14 protein-coding genes, 1 other RNA gene and 1 other annotated feature are annotated in these 16613 nt (G+C 50.1%); of the genes, 2 read left to right on the top strand and 13 right to left on the bottom strand.

Features of this window, described 5'->3' with window-relative positions:
* Positions 1–290: 290 nt before the first annotated feature.
* From THEAE_RS20440 to THEAE_RS0108120, 5 genes are all read right to left on the bottom strand, one after another.
* Positions 291–1376 (bottom strand): AI-2E family transporter, encoded by a 1086-nt coding sequence (locus tag THEAE_RS20440; protein ID WP_052329861.1) that lies wholly within the window; start codon positions 1374–1376, stop codon positions 291–293.
* Positions 1377–1459: 83 nt separating this feature from the next.
* Positions 1460–1672 (bottom strand): hypothetical protein, encoded by a 213-nt coding sequence (locus THEAE_RS0108135; protein ID WP_005582978.1) that lies wholly within the window; start codon positions 1670–1672, stop codon positions 1460–1462.
* A gap of 17 nt (positions 1673–1689) precedes the next feature.
* Positions 1690–1893 (bottom strand): hypothetical protein, encoded by a 204-nt coding sequence (locus THEAE_RS23530; protein ID WP_005582976.1) that lies wholly within the window; start codon positions 1891–1893, stop codon positions 1690–1692.
* 21 nt (positions 1894–1914) lie between these two features.
* Complete coding sequence (locus tag THEAE_RS0108125; protein ID WP_169729975.1) at positions 1915–2385, bottom strand: PRC-barrel domain-containing protein; 471 nt, start codon at positions 2383–2385, stop codon at positions 1915–1917.
* A 122-nt stretch (positions 2386–2507) separates the two neighbouring features.
* Positions 2508–3641: a cysteine desulfurase family protein gene (locus THEAE_RS0108120; RefSeq protein WP_028987124.1), complete on the bottom strand. Its 1134-nt coding sequence runs from the start codon at positions 3639–3641 to the stop codon at positions 2508–2510.
* A 265-nt stretch (positions 3642–3906) separates the two neighbouring features.
* On the opposite strand from THEAE_RS0108120, the gene THEAE_RS0108115 reads away from it, so the two are divergent.
* Complete coding sequence (locus THEAE_RS0108115) at positions 3907–5568, top strand: globin-coupled sensor protein (RefSeq protein WP_028987123.1); 1662 nt, start codon at positions 3907–3909, stop codon at positions 5566–5568.
* A gap of 24 nt (positions 5569–5592) precedes the next feature.
* On the opposite strand, the gene THEAE_RS0108110 is transcribed toward THEAE_RS0108115, so the two are convergent.
* From THEAE_RS0108110 to hemZ, 6 genes are all read right to left on the bottom strand, one after another.
* Positions 5593–6345 carry a tRNA threonylcarbamoyladenosine dehydratase gene (locus THEAE_RS0108110; protein WP_028987122.1) on the bottom strand — a complete coding sequence of 251 codons (753 nt, stop codon included), beginning with the start codon at positions 6343–6345 and terminating at the stop codon, positions 5593–5595.
* A 44-nt stretch (positions 6346–6389) separates the two neighbouring features.
* Positions 6390–6953 carry a DUF6115 domain-containing protein gene (locus THEAE_RS0108105; protein ID WP_005582971.1) on the bottom strand — a complete coding sequence of 188 codons (564 nt, stop codon included), beginning with the start codon at positions 6951–6953 and terminating at the stop codon, positions 6390–6392.
* Positions 6954–7084: 131 nt separating this feature from the next.
* A non-coding RNA gene (gene ssrS, locus THEAE_RS22540) (6S RNA) lies at positions 7085–7266 on the bottom strand.
* 73 nt (positions 7267–7339) lie between these two features.
* Positions 7340–9118, bottom strand: a complete 1779-nt coding sequence (gene aspS, locus THEAE_RS0108095) for an aspartate--tRNA ligase (protein ID WP_005582970.1) — start codon at positions 9116–9118, stop codon at positions 7340–7342.
* Between the two features lie 78 nt (positions 9119–9196).
* On the bottom strand, positions 9197–10507 hold the full coding sequence (gene hisS, locus THEAE_RS0108090; protein WP_028987120.1) for a histidine--tRNA ligase: 1311 nt from the start codon (positions 10505–10507) through the stop codon (positions 9197–9199).
* Between the two features lie 93 nt (positions 10508–10600).
* Positions 10601–10825, bottom strand: a binding site (T-box leader).
* Positions 10826–10854: 29 nt separating this feature from the next.
* The gene (gene hemZ, locus THEAE_RS0108085; protein ID WP_028987119.1) at positions 10855–12468 is read right to left on the bottom strand and encodes a coproporphyrinogen dehydrogenase HemZ; all 1614 of its coding nucleotides are present in this window, start codon (positions 12466–12468) and stop codon (positions 10855–10857) included.
* A gap of 100 nt (positions 12469–12568) precedes the next feature.
* On the opposite strand from hemZ, the gene THEAE_RS20435 reads away from it, so the two are divergent.
* Positions 12569–13885, top strand: a complete 1317-nt coding sequence (locus THEAE_RS20435; RefSeq protein WP_005582964.1) for an N-acetylmuramoyl-L-alanine amidase family protein — start codon at positions 12569–12571, stop codon at positions 13883–13885.
* Between the two features lie 63 nt (positions 13886–13948).
* On the opposite strand, the gene dtd is transcribed toward THEAE_RS20435, so the two are convergent.
* Together dtd and THEAE_RS0108070 are read right to left on the bottom strand one after the other, a co-directional pair.
* Positions 13949–14392, bottom strand: coding sequence for a D-aminoacyl-tRNA deacylase (gene dtd, locus THEAE_RS0108075; RefSeq protein ID WP_005582963.1), 444 nt, complete (start codon positions 14390–14392; stop codon positions 13949–13951).
* Positions 14393–14426: 34 nt separating this feature from the next.
* On the bottom strand, positions 14427–16598 hold the full coding sequence (locus THEAE_RS0108070; protein WP_005582962.1) for a RelA/SpoT family protein: 2172 nt from the start codon (positions 16596–16598) through the stop codon (positions 14427–14429).
* Positions 16599–16613: the final 15 nt, after the last annotated feature.

Below are 16613 nucleotides of genomic sequence, written 5' to 3'. Positions count from 1 at the left end.
TTAGGCGAAAGAATAGACGCAAAAAAACTCTCATCCCCTACAGGGACGAGAGTTATTCTCGCGGTACCACCCTGGTTGCGCCTACGCGGCGCCCCCTCCATCTCGGTAACGGTTGAAAACCGGCAGGGTTCAACTGCTCTCAGGATTAGCCTTCCATCATCCCTCATTGAAAAGCCCTTCCAGCCGCGGAGCTTTCTCTCTGCCAACGGGGCATGATCTACTCGATCCCTCATCGAATTCACCTATGTATCCCATCATGGGGTTATTATAAACAGGGAAGAAGAGACTTGTCAAGGATTTGGATCGGATGACGCCGGGTGATGAATCATGCTTTGAGAGACTTGAATCAGAATCTCCTTTCCCATGACGAGAAGAGGAACGGCTAGGATCATGCCCACGATCCCTCCCAATTCTCCGCCCACCAATAAAGCGAATATAATCGCTAAAGGATGTAGTTGAGTCGTCTTTCCGACGATGAAGGGGGAGAGCAGATTATTCTCTATGGTCTGTCCGATCGTATTGACCAAGGCTACGAGGAGGGTAAGCTTCCAAGAGAGGGTTAAAGCTATGAGCATGGCGGGAATAGCCCCCAGGAAGGGACCCAGGTAAGGAACGAGGTTAAAGATCATGGCGATGAGACCAAAAACCAAAGGATAAGGAAAACCGATCAGAAGATACCCCACATAGATGAGAATCCCTAAAACCAAAGAGACGAGGAGTTGGCCGCTCACATAGTCACCGATCCCCTCGTTTATGTTCCGCATCGTTACAAGGACCGGCTTCCTGTATTTTCTCGGAAGGAAGCGAATCACCTTCTCCAGAAAATGATCATAATCGTTTAAGATATAAAAAACAAGAAAAGGAACGAGAGTTAGATTCATGAGATTATTCATCATGTCCCCAAACCCGTCGATCGTCCTCCCAATCCAGTCGGAAATCCCGTTTTCAAACTTTTGAAATCCATTGGAGATCCCTTTACGAAGCCCTTGGGGCCAATGCTCTTCCTGGTCCTGATACATCTCCACCCATTTCTCGAAGGTAGCGATCATCTGGGGCAATCTCTCGTTTAGTTCCTTCCCTTGTAAGATGAGCTCAGGAATGAGAAGGTAACCGGCCAGACCCAGGCCAATGAAGAAAATCCCGTAAATGAGGCCTAGCGCCCATCCCCTTCTTAACCCGATACGGACGAGCAGATGGACAACCGGGTGAAGGAGATAGGCGATGATGACGGAAATAAAAAAAGGAAGCCCCACCACTTTTATGAATTGATATAAGGAGAGCCAGAGAGGGCGAAGGATATAGATAAGATTAAGGATGAGGAGGATCAGTAGGGAATTGAAGAGCAGGAGAAGCATTCTATGTTTAAGGAGCCGCATTCCGAATCCCCCAAATTCAAACTATCTATATTCTGCCCCTTCGGCCAAAAAATACCCCCCGCTTCAAACGGGGGGTCTACGATTTACGTCCAATTCATGTTACGGATGATGCGCCGACCTCTCTTCGCCCACTGGTTCATGTTCATTCGCTGCATCAGGTTCATGCGATTCCCCCAGCGCCTGCCCATCTCCAACCAAGCATTCCACAGATTGCCCCTGTTCTGCCGGCCTCTGCCTAACAAGGCGGTACCCAGAACAAAAGCTGCACCGATGGCAAGGAGACTCCAGAATCTCATTCAACCTTCACTCCTTTTCAGGGCAATGAAGAGGGTAAAGGAGCCTCATCTTCATTGAAAAGATCATCCAATGAGCTGAGACTCCCATCTTCCTCCACCTCGTAAGCGGAAAGATGGTCTCCTTTTACGCTAAGCTCAATAAAACAGCGCCAGCAATAATATTGATGGGTACCGATCTTACCTATTTCTTTCCCTTTGCAGTTCGGACAAATAATTTCCATATCCCATTTCCTTCCTAAATATTACTCCTTGATTCGCTCCTCCAACTCCTGGGGCACCAGGATCGCATCCGCCCCCATTTTTGTCTTCTCAGACAAAGGAAGGAACTTCCGCCCATCCGTCACATCGCTTAAAAAACCGTCCGACAGTTCCATCCCTATTAGGGTACCCTCTTCCTCCAAAAAATAAACATCCTCCACCTGCCCCAATTCGTGGCCGTTCAGAGTGAGGACGGGCTTTCCCTTTAGATGTTTCTCCCCATTGAATACGGAGAAGAGATGGGAGGTGGAATCCAGTTCGGAAATGGCCTCCTCGTCCTCCACTGTAAGGGCATCTTCACCTACGGACAAGATCTTCTCCATCGGAATATAATGAGCTTTTCTGATCAAACCCTTGGGCGTAAGAAGAGCTCCCATCAGCCTTTTTTTCTCATCGAACAGGAGATCTTTCACGGTGCCCATCCGCTTCCCACTCTTTGTCGCGATGACTGGCAATCCAATGACAAATTGAGCCTTGCGCAGAAAGGATCCCTCCTTTCTACCCTATAGTATGGCTTCCTGCCTAGAAACAAATAGAGGAATTTCATTCCTCATCGCCATCATCCCGCAAAGGAATCTTACCGTTGAAGCCGCTTTACGATCTCCCCGATTTTTAATCCCGCCTCTTCCACCTCTTCCGGACGTAAACCCCACCCGAAGCTGAATCGAATGGCGGAGTTTAACCTCTCCTCTCCTACACCCATTGCGTTTAATACATGGGACGGTTCTAGAGAACCTGCGGTACAGGCGGAACCGGCCGAAGCGGCGATCCCGTTCAGATCTAATTGGATGAGGAGGCTATCCCTGTTTACCCCGGGGAAGGAGAGATTTAAAATATGGGACAAAAAATTCTCTTCATCCCCATTAACTATATAAGAAACCCCGGATTCCCGGAGGGCTGTTAAAAGCTTCCTTCGATAGAGAAGATTCCGCTCTCTTCTCTGGAGCGTCTCGGCTGTCGAGATGGAGATGGCTTCTCCAAAGCCGACGATGCCTGGAACATTCTCCGTTCCCGCCCTCATTTTGCTCTCCTGAACCCCTCCGTGGAGCAGAGGAAAAAGAGAAATTCCATGGGCTACATAAAGGGCCCCAACTCCTTTAGGCCCATTGATTTTATGAGCAGAAAAGCTGGCCAAGTCAATGGGAAGGCGGGTGAGATCTATCGGAGCATGATCAAGCACTTGCACGGCATCGGTATGAAAGGGAATCCCCCTTTCTCTGCAAATAGCCCCAAAACTCTCTACCCGTTGGATCGTCCCTACCTCGTTGTTGCCGAAATGGATGGACACGAGGATCGTATCCTTCCGAATGGCCCGGAGGAGATCCTCAGGAGAGACCCTCCCTCTCTCGTCTACCGGAAGATACGTAACTTCATATCCCCACCTCTCCAGCGCTTCACAGGCATGGAGAACCGCATGATGCTCTATGGAGGAGGTGATGATATGCCTGCCCTTCTCCTGCCGGGCTAAGGCAATCCCCTTTATCGCCAGATTATCGCTCTCCGTTCCGCCACTTGTAAAAAGAACCTCTTCCGGCTTTACATGCAAGGAAGAGGCAACCTGCTCCCTGGCTCTTTCCACCCCAGCCCGCGCCTCTCTGCCCCAGGCATGAAGGCTGGAGGGATTACCGAACCGGTGGGTAAGAAAAGGTTTCATCGCCTCCATCACCTGGGGATGGAGGGGTGTGGTAGCTGCATGATCCAAGTAGATCACGATCCGGCCCCTTTTCCACGCATTTTTTATACAATACCTATATTCTTCTACAATATAGACCGAAACGTCCGTTTTGTAAAGGGAAGATTTTTAGCGGTGCAGTTTCATTCAATTTTCTATTTCGACACACTTGTCTTAGTATTTTTTACATCATTCATCATTTTTAGTACGATTTCTACTTTTTTCAGGTATAATCTTCTTAGTTATTTTTTCCTAGTCCTTTTGACGACGACAAATATCTGCAAAAAATGCGGAGGGGATTCAATTGAAATCCGAAAAAGAGAGGACAAAAGAATTGCTCGCATTCTTCTCCATTTCCGAAGAAGATCTGGAAAACATAAGGGGCATGGCCGATTATTTTAGAGAATCCGCCCAGGAAATTACCGACAACCATTACGAGATGATCGGGAGATTTTCCTCCCTTAAAGCCATCATCGATGAGAACAGCACATTAGAACGGTTAAAAAAGACCTTTATCCAATACCTGAACTCCATTCCGGAAGGAAGGGCGGATGAGGAATACATCGAGTACTTGCGCAGAATCGGCAGGATTCACCACCGCATCAACTTAAGCGCCGATTGGTTTATCGGCTCCTACCTACGCATCTATGCGAAGATGATCCCCCTATTGATTGGAGGAAATCGACTCCGTGCAAAGCTTCAAGGGGAGAAGATTTATAGTCTCATAAAAATCCTCTCCTTCCATGCGGCCATCGTCCTTGAAGCCTATCATGAGGAATATGAATTTGAGCAGGTCGACCACTTAAGCGACACGACCGAAACCCTCGCCCAAATCAACCACTTTCAAAAGATCATCGCCCAGATCTCCAGAATAACGTCGGAGATGGAAAACGTCACGTCATCCATTGAAGAACTGACGGCCTCCATCGACGGCATCGCCGAAATTACCAACCAAACGGCGGAAAAATTCCAATCCCTTACGGCTTTCGCCAGGGAAAACCAACAGCACATCGCAAACTCCTTGAAACAATTTAAAAACCTCGAGGAAGAGTTTAAGACAAACGAATCTTCCATCCGGGACCTATTCTCGGTCTTGGGACAGGTTTACGAGATCACCACGTTAATCCAAAACATCGCCGGACAGACCCATCTCCTGGCCCTGAATGCTTCCATCGAAGCGGCGCGGGCCGGAGAGATGGGAAAAGGGTTTTCCGTGGTGGCCCAGGAAGTTAAAAAACTGGCGGATCAAACCAAAGAATCAGCCGGCTCCATCACCAAAACCCTTCAGGAATTAGAGAAGAAATCGGAACAGGTTCAATTGACCAGTCAAAAAATTTCCGAACGGATCGCTTTGCGATCCCAGGAAGCCGGTTCCTCCTTACTGGCACTTCGGAAGATTGAAGAAGAGATCAACGCCCTAAACCGATCGATCAACCAAATTGCCGCCTCCACCGAAGAACAGGCGTCGGCCACCCAGGATATAAGCAACCGTTCCGAAAAAATCTTATCTTACATCCATCAAGGCGAAGAGGCGACGAAGAAGAGCGCGGAAGATCTACTTAACGTTAGCCATCAAGTAAATCGGAGGCGAACATTTACCCTCTCCCGCATGACTCACTTCAAGAAAAAACACCAAATCAGAAGCTTCATCACCGATCATCTCTGGTTAAATTGGGTAGGAGAGAATGAGTTGATGGGAATAGCCTCACCAGAAGATCTCCGAACCGAAGAGAAAGATTGCCCATTTGATCAAACCCTCGCAAAAATCGGAAGGCCTACCACCTTTTCCGATTCCGATTTCTCCTCATTGCGCCGTTCCCACTCCCAATATCATCAGGCGTTAACGGAGATGGTCCTTGCCAAAAAAAGAGGAAACCAAAAAGAAGCGGAAGAACAAAAAAGAAAAGCGGATCAATCCTTGCAAGAATTTCTCCCATTGATCCAAAAATTATTATCCTCAGATTGATAACGACTTCCTTCGGCTAAGGAATCACCCCTCAAGAGGCCTTCCCAAAAGATCGTTTACCACCACTCCTGCCAGGATCAGCCCCGCCACAGGGGGAACAAAGGAGATGCTGGCGGGGGGTCTTCTCACTTTTGAAATGGGACTATTCGGATCTTGGACGATCTCCCCTAAAATCTCCTCTCTCTGAACGAGGGGCTTTTCTGTGGAATAGACCACCTTTACATCCTGGGTGATTCCCAATCCCTTCAATCGTTTCCGCATCACCTTGGCGATCGGGTCATAAGAGGTCTTAAAGAGATCGGCAACGCGAAAAGCGGCAGGATTTAACTTATTGGCCGCTCCCATACTGGAAACAATCGGTATGCCCCTCTTTTTACACTCCACCACCACATGGATTTTGTACGAGACGGTATCCATGGCATCCACCAGATAATCTAACGGTTCTCTAAAAACCTCTTCGTACGTCCCCTCATTGTAAAACATTTGCAATGGAACCACATGACATTCAGGATTGATCTCACCGATCCGTTTCGCCATCAGCTCTACCTTGCTCCGACCAATGGTCGAGTGAAGGGCATGAATCTGACGGTTAATATTGGTAACATCCACCACGTCCTTATCCACCAATATCAATTTCCCTATGCCGGCTCTGGCCAATGCTTCGGCCGTATAAGAACCTACTCCTCCCATTCCCAATACGGCCACACTGCTTCCTTTCAGTTTCTTCAATCCCTCTCGCCCGATGGCTAATTCAGTCCTGGAAAAAGCGTTAAGCATCGTTCAGTTGCTCCATTCTTAAACCCATCATGTATTGAACGGGATCATCCATTCATTTCCTTTTGCGGATTCGTAAAAATTTGGAGGACCAACTCCACTTGGGGAATGGGAATTTGTAATTTCTTCGCAATGGCGAAGGGAGATTCTCCCTGATGATAAAGAGATAAGATCTCAGGAACCTTCGCTTCCCCCTTTTCCTCCCACTCTTCCCTTCGAATTTCCTGAACGGCAAAAGAGGGATCCCGCCTCTCCTCGTTTGGTGCAGACTCTGTGTGAACTGGTTTCACTTCCCGCCCTTTCGCCTCCAAAATGAAACTTCCCTTCTGATGGAGTTTATCCAGGGCGTCAAGGATGTCGTTAAGCCCCTTTTTCACATAATGATATCGCTTCTGCGCTCTCTCCTCTGCCTTTTCCTGTACAAGGAGCTCTTTCTTTTCCTTTTCCTCCATGAGACGTTCAATCCATCTCGTAAGCTTTTCATGCTGTTCTAAAATAAGTCCCTCCCACTCCTCCATGCGCTTATGGATGTTGCGGAAGGTAAAAAGAAGCAGGAGGATCAAGATGATGTTTACGATGAGCAACGCTGTCAATAGAAAAATGGTTTCCATTCTCTTCCCTCTTAAGCCTTGAGATTCACCATTTTCATCTTAACTTTCATCGGCACAAATTTCAATGAAAAAAAACAAATGCAGCCCATGAAGACTGCACCCTTCATCATCCATTCTTATTCTCCTCACACAGAAGCCCCAACATGCCGTGAACCTTTGTTTTGAACCTGCGCTCGGCAGGTGGGTGCTCGCAGCCTGCCGGATGGCTTACCACTCGCAGGAGGCTTAGCATCGACAGCAGGAAATATAAAGCTCCCATAGAAAAGGTGTTAGGTTACAAAACATCCGGGCCACACGCACACATCAGGACTTCTTTCTGCTCCTATCTTATCACAAACCCCTTCGTTTCTCAAGGAGATTCGACTAACAAATAATTCCATTCGGGCTTATCTTCCGTCTTTTCCCTTTATCCCGATTCCCAATTCAACCAACTGTTTTTCTTCTACCTCACCGGGTGCATCCATCATCAGATCGGTCGCACTGGCTGTCTTCGGGAAGGCGATCACTTCCCTGAGGTTCGTCTTTCCTGCCAGAATCGCCACGATCCGGTCCAAACCAAAGGCGATGCCCCCATGGGGAGGCGTCCCATATTCAAACGCTTCAAGGAGAAAACCAAACTTGGCGACCGCTTCCTCCTTGGTAAATCCTAGGAGTTTGAACATTTTTTCCTGAATCTCCCGCTTATAGATGCGCATGCTCCCGCCGCCGATCTCATACCCGTTCATCACCATGTCATAAGCCATGGCCCTGATCTTGAGGGGATCGCTCTCAAAATAGGGAATATCCTCATCCCGGGGCCGGGTAAAGGGATGATGAAGGGCAACGTACCGCTTCTCCTCTTCATCATACTCGACCAACGGGAAATCGGTAACCCAGAGAAGGCGGATTTCCTCTTCCCGGATCAGATGTAATTCCCTCCCCAAGCGAAGACGAAGAGCCCCAAGAGATTCGGAGACCACCTTCCACTCGTCTGCTCCAAACAGGAAAAGGTCTCCCGGTTCTCCGGCCAGGCGCAAGCGTAACGCCTCCCTCTCCTCTTCGGAGAAAAATTTGGCGATCGGCCCGTTCATTCCATTCTCCTCCACCTTAAGCCAGGCGAGCCCCTTCGCTCCGTACCCCTTAACAAACTCCTCCAAAAGGCCGATATCCTTGCGGCTATATTTCTCCGCCGCCCCCTTTACATTTAATGCACGAACCACCCCACCGTTCGATATCGCATTGCGGAAGACGGCGAAGGAACTGTCCCCCACCAGGTCGGAGAGATCTACAATTTCCATATCAAAACGAAGATCCGGCTTGTCCGACCCAAAACGGTCCATCGCTTCCCGGTACGTTAAACGAAGGAAGGGGCGGGGCACCTCGATCCCCTTCACCTCTTTTACCACCCGTGCGATCATCTCCTCCATCATCTCCTGGAATTCTGCCAAGGAGAGAAAGGACATCTCAATATCTACCTGGGTAAACTCCGGCTGTCGATCCGCCCGCAGATCCTCATCCCGGAAACAGCGGGCCACCTGATAATACCGTTCAAACCCCGCGACCATCAAGAGCTGCTTAAAGAGCTGGGGCGATTGGGGTAAGGCGTAAAATTCTCCAGGATGGACCCGGCTGGGAACGAGGTAGTCCCTGGCACCTTCCGGCGTGCTCTTGGTAAGGATGGGGGTCTCCACCTCTATAAATCCGTGATCGCTGAGGTAATCCCGGAAGATCTTCGTCAGCTTATGACGGAGAATGAATGTCTCCTGCATGGCTGGACGCCGCAGATCGAGATAACGGTATTTCAGTCGAACCTTTTCATCCACTTCCTGATTTTCCGCGATACTAAACGGGGGGGTTTTCGCTGCGTTTATAATTTCCATCTCTCGGGTAACAACCTCAATCTCCCCGGTTGGAAGATTCGGGTTTATATTCTCCTTTGCCCGTTCCAGGACAATCCCCCGAACCGCCACCACATACTCATTCCGACAGCGGTCCGCCTCCCTGAAGGCTTGCTCCGTCTTCGGATCGGTCACAACCTGAACAATCCCGCTCCGATCCCTCAGATCGATAAAGATCACCCCACCCAGGTCTCGCCGTTTATTCACCCAGCCGATCAAGGTGACCTCCTGGCCAGCCTCTTCTTTACGTAATGTTCCACATGGATGCGTACGGATCCACTCCGCCATCTCTACTCCTCCTATCTTTCTTTCCATTCTTTCTTTCACAAAAAAGGGACGAAACGGATTCCACAATAAGAATCCACTTTATTCTTCCGAAACGGGAGGGTCGAAATACCCTAATCCCCGAGAGATTCCCAGGGATTTCCTGCATGCTTCCACCACTTCAAGGAGAGGCACCTTCTCCTGTTCACCCGTCTTCAAATCCTTCAAGAGAATCTTCCCCTCTGCCAACTCCTCTTCCCCCAGGATGAGGGCGCATCGGGCGTTTAATCGGTCAGCCGCCTTTAACTGCCCCTTCATCTTCCGTTCGGCATAATCGGTCTCTACCTTAAATCCCGCACGGCGCAAGGTTTGCATGAGCTTAATCCGCTCCCGTCTCGCACGCTCACCCACTGCGATGAGATAAAAATCAAGCCCGTCATCCCCCTCTAATGGAATCCCCTGATTGCGGAGGGCTAACACAAGGCGCTCCATTCCCAGTCCAAAACCGATACCCGGCACATCCGGACCACCGATTTCCGAGACCAAACCGTTGTACCTTCCTCCTCCGCCCACGGCGCTCTGGGCGCCAATCGATCCCTCCATAAACTCAAAAGCGGTGCGGGTATAATAATCAAGTCCCCTGACCAAGCGGGGATTGATGACAAAGGGAATCTGAAGATCATCCAACATCCCCTTTATACGTTCGAAATGATGGGTACAATCATCACAGAGATGATCCAGGATGATGGGGGCCTCTTTCACAAAATCCTTCTCACCGTCCACCTTACAGTCCAAGATGCGCATGGGATTCTTCGTCAGCCGCTTCCGGCAATCCTCGCAAAGTTCTTCCTCATAGGGGGTAAAATAGCGGATCAAGGATTCACGATACATAGGCCGGCACGTTGGGCAGCCGACGCTGTTGATTTGCAACTGAATCCCCTTCAGTCCCAACTCCTGAAAGAATGTCCATGCCAGGGAGATAATCTCCGCATCCACGGCCGGATCGTGAGAGCCTAATACTTCCACTCCCAACTGATGAAATTGGCGTTGCCTTCCCGCCTGTGGACGTTCATACCGGAACATGGGCCCCATGTAGTACAGCTTTATCGGCCCGCCCCCTTCACCGAAAAGCTTATGCTCCACAAAGGCGCGCACCACAGGAGCTGTCCCCTCGGGACGCAAGGTGAGACTCCTCCCACCCCTGTCTTCAAAGGTATACATTTCCTTGTTCACAATGTCGGTGCTCTCCCCTACCCCCCGGACGAAAAGCTCCGTCTGTTCAAAGAGGGGGGTGCGTATCTCCCCGTAATGAAAACGGGCACAGATGGAATGAAAAAGCCCTTCCACCTTTCTCCAAACGGCAGTCTCCTCCGGCAGGAGATCCTCCGTCCCCCTTGGAGCTTGAAACGTCATGCGAACCTTCCTCCTTCTTTCTCCCAACATTTGATCCATCCATCCAGTTTGATGCGTTAGTAAAATAAAAAATCTCCCGCCACTGACGTATGCGTCAGGGACGAGAGATTGGTTCCTACTCCCGCGGTGCCACCCGAATTGGAGCAAACGCTCCCTCCTCATGAAGCAATAACGCCTGCCGGCGTCCCGGCCTACTCACCTTTCAACCGGGAATCTCAGGGATGTCTTTGGCCAGGGGATTCCTTAAGGATGCTTTCAGCCGCGGCATCCTCTCTCTTCAAGGCTCTCCCTTGCTACTCTTCCCTTCATAGATGGTAACATGATGTAGGCTATAGTCCATATCATAATCATTTTTTCGGAAAAGTCAAGGATTCTTTTTCATCCTGGGAATAGATCTCTTCCAATAAGGCGATCTTCTTCTCCAGATAATCGCGGTAATGTTCTACGTAAACCTTCGGTTCCTTCGGATTCGCAAAGCGAAAGATTCTCCCGGACGTTGGGGAGATGATCTTGCTGGATGCCCCGCAGCCTAAGCCGATGATCGTCTGCCGCTCCTCCATAATCAGGATGTTGTAAAGGCTCTCCTTCCCGGGAAGGGCATACCCCACGTTTTCCTGATTTCCCAAGATATTTTTCTGCCGGTAGAGATAATAGGGATGATATCCGTGCCTCTCGGTCCACTCCTCGGTATACCGGATCATGCGGCTTACCTCCTCAGCGGAAGCAACCGAGTACTTTTCCCTTTTTTGCGTCATGGTGGATGCCGACTTGAAAGAGAGAGTATGAACGGTCAGGGAATCGGGCATAAGCTCCTCGATATGGAGGAGCGACTTTTGGTACTCCGCCATCCCTTCCCCGGGCAATCCGATGATGAGATCCATATTGATATTCCCCATTCCCATCGATCGAGCCAACCGGTAGGCCGATAGCGTCTCTTCCACCGTATGATGCCGGCCGATCGCTTTCAGGGTAGCCTGGGTAAAGGTTTGGGGGTTAATGCTTATGCGGTCCACCCTCCACCTCTTCATCACCTCAATTTTCTCCGGGGTGATGGTATCCGGACGCCCCGCTTCAACCGTCAATTCTTTCAGCTTTTCCCTACAAGGAAGAACTTCTGCCAAGGTGGATAACAAAAGATCAAGCTCGTCCGCCGAGAGGCTGGTAGGTGTCCCCCCGCCCACATAAAGGGTGGTGACGGGAATCTTCCTCTCCGTAAGCCATGTCCCCATCACCTTGATCTCCTCTAAAAGAGCCGCAAGGAAGGCATCTACGGATCCCTGCTTCCCCTGGAGGGCATAGGCGGGAAACGTACAGTAGGCGCATTTGGTCGGACAAAAGGGGATCCCAATATAAAGACTTACCTCACCCGACAAATGGTAAAGATCAGGGAGAACTTGAAGCTGTCTGTCCGCAATCCGTTCCATTTCCCTTACCTTTTCCGGAAGAAGTCCATATTCGGAGATTAATTTTTCATGAATATCCTTTTTTTTCATCCCCTTTTCCAACATCTTGTGGTACAATTTTAACGGACGAACTCCCACAAGGATTCCCCAAGGTTGGACGATGCCGGTATAAGAGGTAAGCGCCCGTAGGAGGGCGAAACCTACCGCTCTTTTTTCATCCTGGAGGGGACGGATCGCCTCTCCTCTGGCTTCCTTTCCCATTGGATCGGTTAGGCGAGCCACAACATGAACCTCTTTTTCCTCCCGCCGAAATGAGAATGAGAGTTTCCATTCCATCCCGGGTGGAGTCGATTCTCTACCCTCCGGACGGTCTGTTTTCCCATCTCTGCGGGAAAGAGCCGAATGATCCGGTGGCAGAGCTTCATGGGAATCGTACGATCCAAGAGAATCTGCCTCGTCGTAGAAATGGATCTCCGCCTTTTCCGCGAACAGCTTTATAATGTGCTGAATGTCGTAATGATAGGTTTCATGAATCGGATCGATGGAAACTCGTAACATGATCAACACCTTTCACAGATTCTTAAGCCATTTTACCCTTTTCACATCCATTCAACAACTTTGTTAAACGCCCGTAAATGATTACAAAATGAGGTGTACGATGAATAATAAGCTCCCTTACAAATTTCTGGTTCCCGTTCTACTTCTACTCCTCTTGATTCTCTTCTACTATCTCCCTTCCGTTCAAACCTCCGCCCAATCGGTTTACATAAAAGTTTCGATTCTTAACGTTAGAGAGCAGGCCGATTTCAACTCCCCCGTCATCGCCCAGGTGCGGAAGGGGGAGACCTATACCCTATTAGACCGGAAAGGAGGTTGGGTGCAGATCGAACTGGATCAGGGAAATAAAGGTTGGGTTCCCGCATGGCTCATCGAGGTAAGGGCCATCGATCAAGAGCCTCCTTTGAAAAAAACCACCCAGGCAGCCTCCACCGCCCCCGCAACCGGGAAGGAGAGCAAATATGTGGAGATTAACAGCGAAATCGTCAACTTTCGGAAAGAGCCCTCCTTGAAAGGAGAGATCCTGGGGAAACTTCTTCAGGGAACGCGTGCCACACTCCTGGAACGACGGCAAGATTGGGTAAAAATTCAACTGGCGGATGGAGAGATCGGTTGGGTGGCCGGCTGGCTGGTGAAAGAGGGGACTTCAATTTCTGCTGAGAAGAGAGTCACCATCGTAACGGATGGCACCAACCTGCGGGATACCCCCTCCCTCAAAGGAAAAGTAGTCGCAAAGGGAGCAAAAGGAGAGACCTATCCGGTGATTGGCCAAACGGGAGATTGGTACCAAATCCAATTAAACCAAGGCGAGACCGCCTACGTGGCCAGCTGGGTTGTCGCATTCTATGGAGTGGTTGACCGGGTTACCTCCGACTCTTTAAGCGATAAAGTGATCGTCATCGATCCGGGACATGGAGGAAAGGACAGTGGAACGAGCGGAGTGAATACGGGAGTCCTGGAGAAGGACTTAAATCTGGAAGTGGCGCTCCTGCTGGAAAAGAAATTAAAAGAGGCGGGTGCCCAAGTGATTCTCACCCGCCGCAGCGATCTCTTCATCTCCCTCGAAAAAAGGGTTTCCATTGCCACCATGGCACAGGCCGACCTCTTTATCAGCATACATCACAACACCTATGATAGTCCTAAGATGAACGGAACCATCACCTTCTATAACCAAGAGGGAGAAGAGCGACAATTGGCCAAAAAAATCCAAAGCGAATTGGTAAAACTGAATGGGTTGAAAGATCTGGGGGACCGTTTCGGGGATTACTACGTCCTGCGGGAAAATCCCGTCAAGGGGGTATTGATTGAACTAGGCTTCTTAAGCAATCCCGGCGACGAACGCCTCTTAAAGTCTCCCGATGTCATGGAAAAAGAAGCGGAGGGCATAAAAAACGGAATCATCGCCTACTTCAAGTAACTCCCCCGAGATTGGACCGCATTTAGGCTCCCCCGGGCCAGGAAGGAGAGGTTTTGATGCGCATCATTCGTCGTTGTCCAGGAGAAGGGTGACCGGGCCGTCGTTTAAAAGCTCCACCTCCATGTCGGCGCCAAATACGCCGGTCTCAACCTCGATTCCGAATCCTCTCATCCACTCATTAAACCGATCAAAAAAGAAAGAGGCCATCTCCGGCCGGGCTGCTTCGACGAAGCTGGGCCGCCGCCCCTTGCGGGCATCCCCATATAAGGTAAACTGGGAGACGGAAAGAATCGCTCCTCCCACCTCCAGGAGGGATCGATTCATCCTCCCCTCGTCATCGGAGAAAATGCGTAAGTGAACCACCTTCTCGGCCATCCATCGGATCTTTTCCTCCCCATCTCCATGGGTAAACCCGACCAACAGGAGAAGCCCCGGGCCAATCCTCCCCACACGTTTCCCCTCTACCCGAACCTCCGCCCACTTTACCCGTTGAACGACCACACGCACGAAAACTCACCGCCCTGCTTCATTCTCAAATAAGTTATGATTGCAACAAACGGCGGACCGCATAAACATCCTTCACCTGTTTCACCTTGTCCACCACCCGTTGTAAATGATCCAGGTGTTTAATCGAAAGGCTCATATGAATCATCGCCATCCGATTCTTATCCGCCCTTCCGGTTACTTGGGTAATATTCGTTTTCGTCTCATTCACCGCCTGCAGTACATCATTAAGGAGACCGTTCCGATCCAATCCCGTTACTTCAATATCCACATTGTAATATTGATCCGCTCCGGCCTCCCATTCCACATCAATGAGACGCTCCGGCTCCTCCGTCAGGATGTTCGGGCAATTTCTCCGATGGACCGAAACCCCCCTCCCCCGGGTGATATAACCTACAATCTCATCTCCCGGAACGGGGTTGCAGCAGCGGCTGAAACGAACCAGGAGATTACTCGCTCCTGCCACCGTCACTCCCAACGAATGGCTAACCTTCCTCCCCGGAAGGCCCCCCTTTCCCTCAGGGGGAATCTCTCCTCTCGAAAGATCAGGATGATCTTTCTTATATAATTCCAACATGCGGGTGACCACCTGGGCTGCCGTAACGCCTCCGTAACCTACCGCGGAATACATATCCTCTTCTTCTTGGAAATTGAACCGATGTGCCGCTTCCTTCAAGTATTCTTCTTGCAACAACTCTTTTGGATTTAGGTTGTGCTTCTTCACTTCTTGCTCAACCGCCATCCGTCCCCGCTCAATCATCTCCTCCCGGCGTTCCTTCTTAAACCAGGCCCGGATTTTATTCTTCGCATGGGAACTTTTGGCGATTTTCAGCCAATCCTGACTGGGGCCGTAGCTGTGTTTCGAGGTGAGAATCTCTACGATATCGCCTGTCTTTAACGGGTGATCCAGGGGAACGATCTTCCCGTTCACTTTCGCCCCTACGCAGCGATTTCCAATCTCCGTATGAATCCGGTAGGCGAAATCGAGGGGAACCGATCCTGCAGGAAGCTCGATGACGTCCCCCTTGGGCGTAAAGACAAAAACCAAGTCGGAGAAAAGATCCATTTTCAACGACTCGACAAACTCTTGGGCATCCCTGGATTCCTGTTGGTACTCTAAAAGCTCCCGGAACCAGGAGAGACGTTGTTCCCCATATTTGTCGTTTCCCTTCAACCTTTTCCCTTCCTTGTAAGCCCAGTGAGCGGCGATCCCGTACTCCGCCGTCCGGTGCATCTCCTGCGTTCGAATCTGCACCTCCAGGGGCTCCCCTTCCGGACCGATCACCGTCGTATGGAGAGATTGATAAAGATTTGCCTTGGGCATGGCGATATAATCCTTAAAACGGCCGGGCATCGGTTTCCATAGGGTGTGAACCACGCCTAGGACCGCATAACAATCCCGTACATTTTCCACGATGATCCGGATCGCGAGGAGATCATAAATCTCGTTAAACTCTTTATGCTGCAGAAACATCTTCCGGTAGATGGAATAAATATGTTTCGGCCGGCCAGAGATGTCACACTTGATCCCCAGATCCTCAAGCTTCACGCGGATCTCTTCCATCACTTTCTCAATATATTTCTCCCGTTCGGCCCGCTTTTTCTTCATGAGGTGGACAATCCGGTAGTATTGCTGGGGATTGATATAACGAAGGGAGATATCCTCTAACTCCCACTTAATGGTGGATATTCCAAGTCGGTGGGCAATCGGAGCGAAAATCTCCAACGTTTCATTGGCAATTCTCCGCTGGTCCTCTTCGGAACGGTATTTTAGCGTGCGCATGTTATGAAGACGGTCGGCTAATTTGATTAAGATGACTCGGACATCCTTTGCCATGGCTAGGAGCATCTTCCGGTGGTTTTCCGCCTGCTGTTCCTCCTGGGACTTATACTTAATCCTGCGCAACTTCGTGACCCCGTCTACCAACTCCGCCACCTCTACCCCGAACTCCTGCCTCACCTGATCCAGGGTCGCATGAGTATCCTCCACCACATCGTGAAGGAGGGCAGCAGATAAGATCACATGATCCATGTGGAGGTCGGCCAAAATCCCGGCAACGGCCAGCGGATGGGTGATATAAGGATCGCCCGAAGCCCTGAGCTGTCCTTCATGGGCCTTTTCTGCGAAGAGGTAAGCCTTACGAACCATATCCAATTCATCATCTGACATATATTCTTTTGCTTTATCCAGAAGCTCTTCGATGGGCATTCGTCAATTTACCCC

Source organism: Thermicanus aegyptius DSM 12793 (assembly GCF_000510645.1).
In the GTDB taxonomy this organism is placed as follows: domain Bacteria; phylum Bacillota; class Bacilli; order Thermicanales; family Thermicanaceae; genus Thermicanus; species Thermicanus aegyptius.
This window is presented reverse-complemented; position numbering and strand designations above follow the sequence as displayed.

What these genes read in the sequence shown, in the direction of transcription:
- THEAE_RS20440 (WP_052329861.1), bottom strand. Translation starts at nt 1,376, where the DNA reads ATGCGGCTCCTTAAACATAGAATGCTTCTCCTGCTCTTCAATTCCCTA.
- THEAE_RS0108135 (WP_005582978.1), bottom strand. Translation starts at nt 1,672, where the DNA reads ATGAGATTCTGGAGTCTCCTTGCCATCGGTGCAGCTTTTGTTCTGGGT.
- THEAE_RS23530 (WP_005582976.1), bottom strand. Translation starts at nt 1,893, where the DNA reads ATGGAAATTATTTGTCCGAACTGCAAAGGGAAAGAAATAGGTAAGATC.
- THEAE_RS0108110 (WP_028987122.1), bottom strand. Translation starts at nt 6,345, where the DNA reads ATGCTTAACGCTTTTTCCAGGACTGAATTAGCCATCGGGCGAGAGGGA.
- THEAE_RS0108105 (WP_005582971.1), bottom strand. Translation starts at nt 6,953, where the DNA reads ATGGAAACCATTTTTCTATTGACAGCGTTGCTCATCGTAAACATCATC.
- aspS (WP_005582970.1), bottom strand. Translation starts at nt 9,118, where the DNA reads ATGGCGGAGTGGATCCGTACGCATCCATGTGGAACATTACGTAAAGAA.
- hisS (WP_028987120.1), bottom strand. Translation starts at nt 10,507, where the DNA reads ATGACGTTTCAAGCTCCAAGGGGGACGGAGGATCTCCTGCCGGAGGAG.
- hemZ (WP_028987119.1), bottom strand. Translation starts at nt 12,468, where the DNA reads ATGTTACGAGTTTCCATCGATCCGATTCATGAAACCTATCATTACGAC.
- THEAE_RS20435 (WP_005582964.1), top strand. Translation starts at nt 12,569, where the DNA reads ATGAATAATAAGCTCCCTTACAAATTTCTGGTTCCCGTTCTACTTCTA.
- THEAE_RS0108070 (WP_005582962.1), bottom strand. Translation starts at nt 16,598, where the DNA reads ATGCCCATCGAAGAGCTTCTGGATAAAGCAAAAGAATATATGTCAGAT.